Raw genomic sequence first — 3,520 nt, 5'->3', positions numbered from 1 at the left:
CGGACCTCTTGCATGCCATGCAAGCGCTCTCCCAGCTGAGCTATAACCCCTTTGATTCCAGATTGTTCGAGGAGAATTTGGTGGAGCTACGCGGGATCGAACCGCGGACCTCTTGCATGCCATGCAAGCGCTCTCCCAGCTGAGCTATAACCCCAAATTTCGTACTCAACAAATGGTTCTGGCGGCCATTTGCCGTAAATAGTGGTGGAGCTACGCGGGATCGAACCGCGGACCTCTTGCATGCCATGCAAGCGCTCTCCCAGCTGAGCTATAACCCCACAAAGGTCGGCCTGGGTGATACACACCGCACTGCCCTGGGTACTGCAATTGCCAATTTGGAATCTGGTGGAGCTACGCGGGATCGAACCGCGGACCTCTTGCATGCCATGCAAGCGCTCTCCCAGCTGAGCTATAACCCCAACTCACCTCGGCGCTGACGAAGTTATCTCCGGCAACGGAGGCGCATGATAGGCATCACCCGCTTTGCTGTCAACCCAAAAATAACGCCGACTGGCGCGTTTAGTCAAAATTCAATCAGTTAGCTGTTTTTACCGACAACACTGCCGCTATCTCGCTGTTTTATGTCACAAATCTGGTTAGCGGACAAAAACAAAGGGCTCCTCACGGGAGCCCTTTATTGTCAGTGGAAGGCAATTTATCCGGCTGCCACCAGTCGCGGCAGCAGGCGACTTACTCGGCGGCCATGCGCGCTTCGATATACGCCAAAGCGCGGTCGATGCGGGCCAGCACCCGCTCCTTGCCCACCAGTGCCATCACGGCGTCGATACCCGGGGAGAGATGACCCCAAACCGGTGACGGCAAGGTGCGACGGCAAGCTTACTCGGCTGCCATGCGCGCTTCGATGTAAGCCAGTGCGCGGTCGATGCGAGCCAGTACCCGCTCTTTGCCCACCAGTGCCATCACGGCGTCGATACCCGGGGACTGACCCAGACCGGTGACGGCAACACGCAGCGGCATACCAACCTTGCCCATGCCCTGACCCAGCTCGGCGGCAGTGGCTTCAATCAGCTCGTGCAGCGCTTCGGTGGTCCAGCTATCCAGTGCGGCCAGCTTGGCCTTGGCCAGGGTCAACGGCTCGGCAGCCACACCGCGCAGGTGCTTCTTGGCGGCCGCTTCGTCGATGGCTTCGTACTCTTCGAACAGATAGCGGCTCTGGGCGGCCATCTCCACCAGGGTGTTGCAGCGCTCGGCCAGCAGGGTGACCACCGCAGGCAACGCCGGGCCCTTGCTGGTGTCGATCTGCTGGTTTGCCATGTGCCAGGCCAGATGCTTGGCAACATAAGCCGGATCCAGGCTGCGCATGTAGTGGTTGTTCAGCCACAAGAGCTTGTCGGTGTTGAAGGCGGAGGCGGACTTGGAGATGGCATCCAGGCTGAACAGCTTGATCATCTCGTCCAGGGTGAAGATCTCCTGATCGCCGTGGGACCAGCCCAGACGCACCAGGTAGTTCAGCAGCGCTTCCGGCAGGTAGCCGTCATCGCGGTACTGCATCACAGAGACAGCACCGTGGCGCTTGGAGAGCTTGGCACCGTCGTCACCCAGGATCATGGAGACGTGGGCAAACTCCGGCACTGGGGCGTTCAGCGCCTTGTAGATGTTGATCTGGCGCGGGGTATTGTTGATGTGGTCTTCACCACGCACCACATGGGTGATCTCCATATCCCAGTCATCGACCACCACGCAGAAGTTGTAGGTCGGCGCACCGTCGGTACGGCGGATGATGAGATCGTCCAACTCGGTGTTGGCGAACTCGATGCGGCCACGCACGTGGTCGTCGAACACCACGGAGCCTTCGGTCGGGTTGCGGAAACGAATCACGTGCGGCGCATCGGCCGGGTGATCGTGGGCGCCATCCCGGCACGTGCCGTCATAACGGGGCTTCTCGCCGCTGGCCATCTGGCCTTCGCGCAGCGCATCCAGGCGCTCACGGGAGCAATAGCACTTGTAGGCGCGACCATCGGCCAGCATCTCGTCGATGATGCCGTTGTAGCGATCGAAACGCTTGGTCTGGTAGTAGGGACCCTCATCCCAGTTCAGCTCCAGCCATTCCATGCCCTCAATGATGGCGTCGATCGCCTCCTGAGTGGAACGTTCCAGGTCGGTATCCTCAATACGCAGCACGAACTCACCGCCCTGGCTCTTTGCAAACAACCAGGAATAGAGTGCGGTACGGGCACCGCCGACATGCAAAAAGCCGGTCGGGCTGGGAGCAAAACGGGTTTTGACTTTCATCTTTAAGCCTTGTGTAGAGGGCCTTGGGCCAATTCGTTAGAAAAAACCGTCGCATTTTAGCACTCAGAATCCCGGATGGGAAAACCATGAGGTTGTGGCACGCCAAAGTAGGGGGTTAAATGTGTCTGGTGACCGCTTAGCACCTGATATTTGAGGGGGATCGCAAAACAGAAGCGGCATTTCCGATTTGCTATGGGGCATGTTGGAGAGCAGCCTCCTCCGGCCGACAGTCAAATAACTCTCACACTACTTCTCACGACACAAGGAAGAGACGATGCAGTTCCGTTCTATCCAGAATCGCATTCTGGTGATGACCGGGATCGCCATGACCACAGCCCTGGTCATATTGATCCTGCTCAACCAGTATTCCGGTCAACAGACCCAGCAACTGACCATCAGTTCCAGCCGCGCCGCCCTGCAGCAGGAGGCCTGGCAGAAGGTCAGTGCCAACGCCCGCGCCGAGGCCGCCACCATCAACCAGTTGCTGCAAAAGGGGCTCTCCTATACCCAGCAGATGGCCAGTGCCCTCGCCCTGCAGCAGCAGGGCAAGCTGCCACTGGATCGCCAGCAGGCGACTGACCTGCTCAAGGCACAGCTCAACCTGGAACCCCAACTGTATGGCGCCTTCGCCGGCTTCGAGCCCAACGGCTTCGACGACCAGGACGCCGCCTTCGCCGGTCAAACGGCACTGGGCAGTGACAGCCAGGGCCGTTTCGTCCCCTACTTCTACCGTGACAAGGAGCAGATAGGCACAGACCTGCTGCTCTCCATCGAGAAGAGCGATGCCGACGAGTTTGGCAATCCGGCCAACGACTACTACGCCTGCCCGAAACGGGAGGGCCGCTCCTGCCTCATCGATCCCTTCAAGGTGGACATCAACGGCCAGCAAGTGCTGGTCAGCACCATCACCACCCCCATCATGGTGGCGGGTCAATTCAAGGGCGTCGCCGCACTGGATCTGGCGGTGGACTCCATCAGCCGTCAGGCCCAGTCCCTCAACAGCAACATCTATGACGGCCAGGGCGAGACCCTGATCATCAGCGCCGCTGGCGTCATCACGGGCACCAGCGGCGACACCAGCCTGCTGGGCAGCCGGGCCGACAAGCTGCTCGGCAACCAGTGGCAGCAATACCTGAAACCGGAAGTGCAGCGCCAGGAGCTGGATGAATCATTCCGAATCTCTGTGCCTATCATGGTACCGGGGATGAGCCGCAACTGGGCCATCATCGTCACCCTGCCCTACAAGGTGGTACTGGCGGGGGCCGAC

The 3,520-nt window shown here is 59.7% G+C and carries 2 protein-coding genes, 3 tRNA genes and 1 pseudogene; 1 reads left to right on the top strand and 5 read right to left on the bottom strand.

Going from position 1 to position 3,520, the window contains the following annotated elements; all coding sequences use genetic code 11:
* Positions 1 to 78 precede the first annotated feature (78 nt).
* The 5 genes and pseudogenes from AAC083_RS22445 to gltX form a co-directional block, all read right to left on the bottom strand.
* A tRNA-Ala gene (locus AAC083_RS22445) sits at positions 79 to 154 on the bottom strand.
* A 48-nt stretch (positions 155 to 202) separates the two neighbouring features.
* A tRNA-Ala gene (locus AAC083_RS22440) sits at positions 203 to 278 on the bottom strand.
* 65 nt (positions 279 to 343) lie between these two features.
* Positions 344 to 419, bottom strand: a tRNA-Ala gene (locus tag AAC083_RS22435).
* A 271-nt stretch (positions 420 to 690) separates the two neighbouring features.
* Positions 691 to 826 (bottom strand): annotated as a pseudogene (locus AAC083_RS22430) (glutamyl-tRNA synthetase); the annotation flags it as partial.
* 11 nt (positions 827 to 837) lie between these two features.
* On the bottom strand, positions 838 to 2,253 hold the full coding sequence (gene gltX / locus AAC083_RS22425; protein ID WP_108537752.1) for a glutamate--tRNA ligase: 1,416 nt from the start codon (positions 2,251 to 2,253) through the stop codon (positions 838 to 840).
* A 274-nt stretch (positions 2,254 to 2,527) separates the two neighbouring features.
* Here gltX and AAC083_RS23510 point away from each other — a divergent pair.
* The coding region (locus AAC083_RS23510; RefSeq protein ID WP_258224833.1) for a cache domain-containing protein at positions 2,528 to 3,520 on the top strand (993 nt) is incomplete at its 3' end.

This window comes from Aeromonas sp. HMWF014 (assembly GCF_963878295.1).
In the GTDB taxonomy this organism is placed as follows: domain Bacteria; phylum Pseudomonadota; class Gammaproteobacteria; order Enterobacterales; family Aeromonadaceae; genus Aeromonas; species Aeromonas popoffii.
The sequence above is the reverse complement of the archived record's forward strand: the minus strand, read 5'-3'. Positions and strand labels throughout refer to the sequence as shown.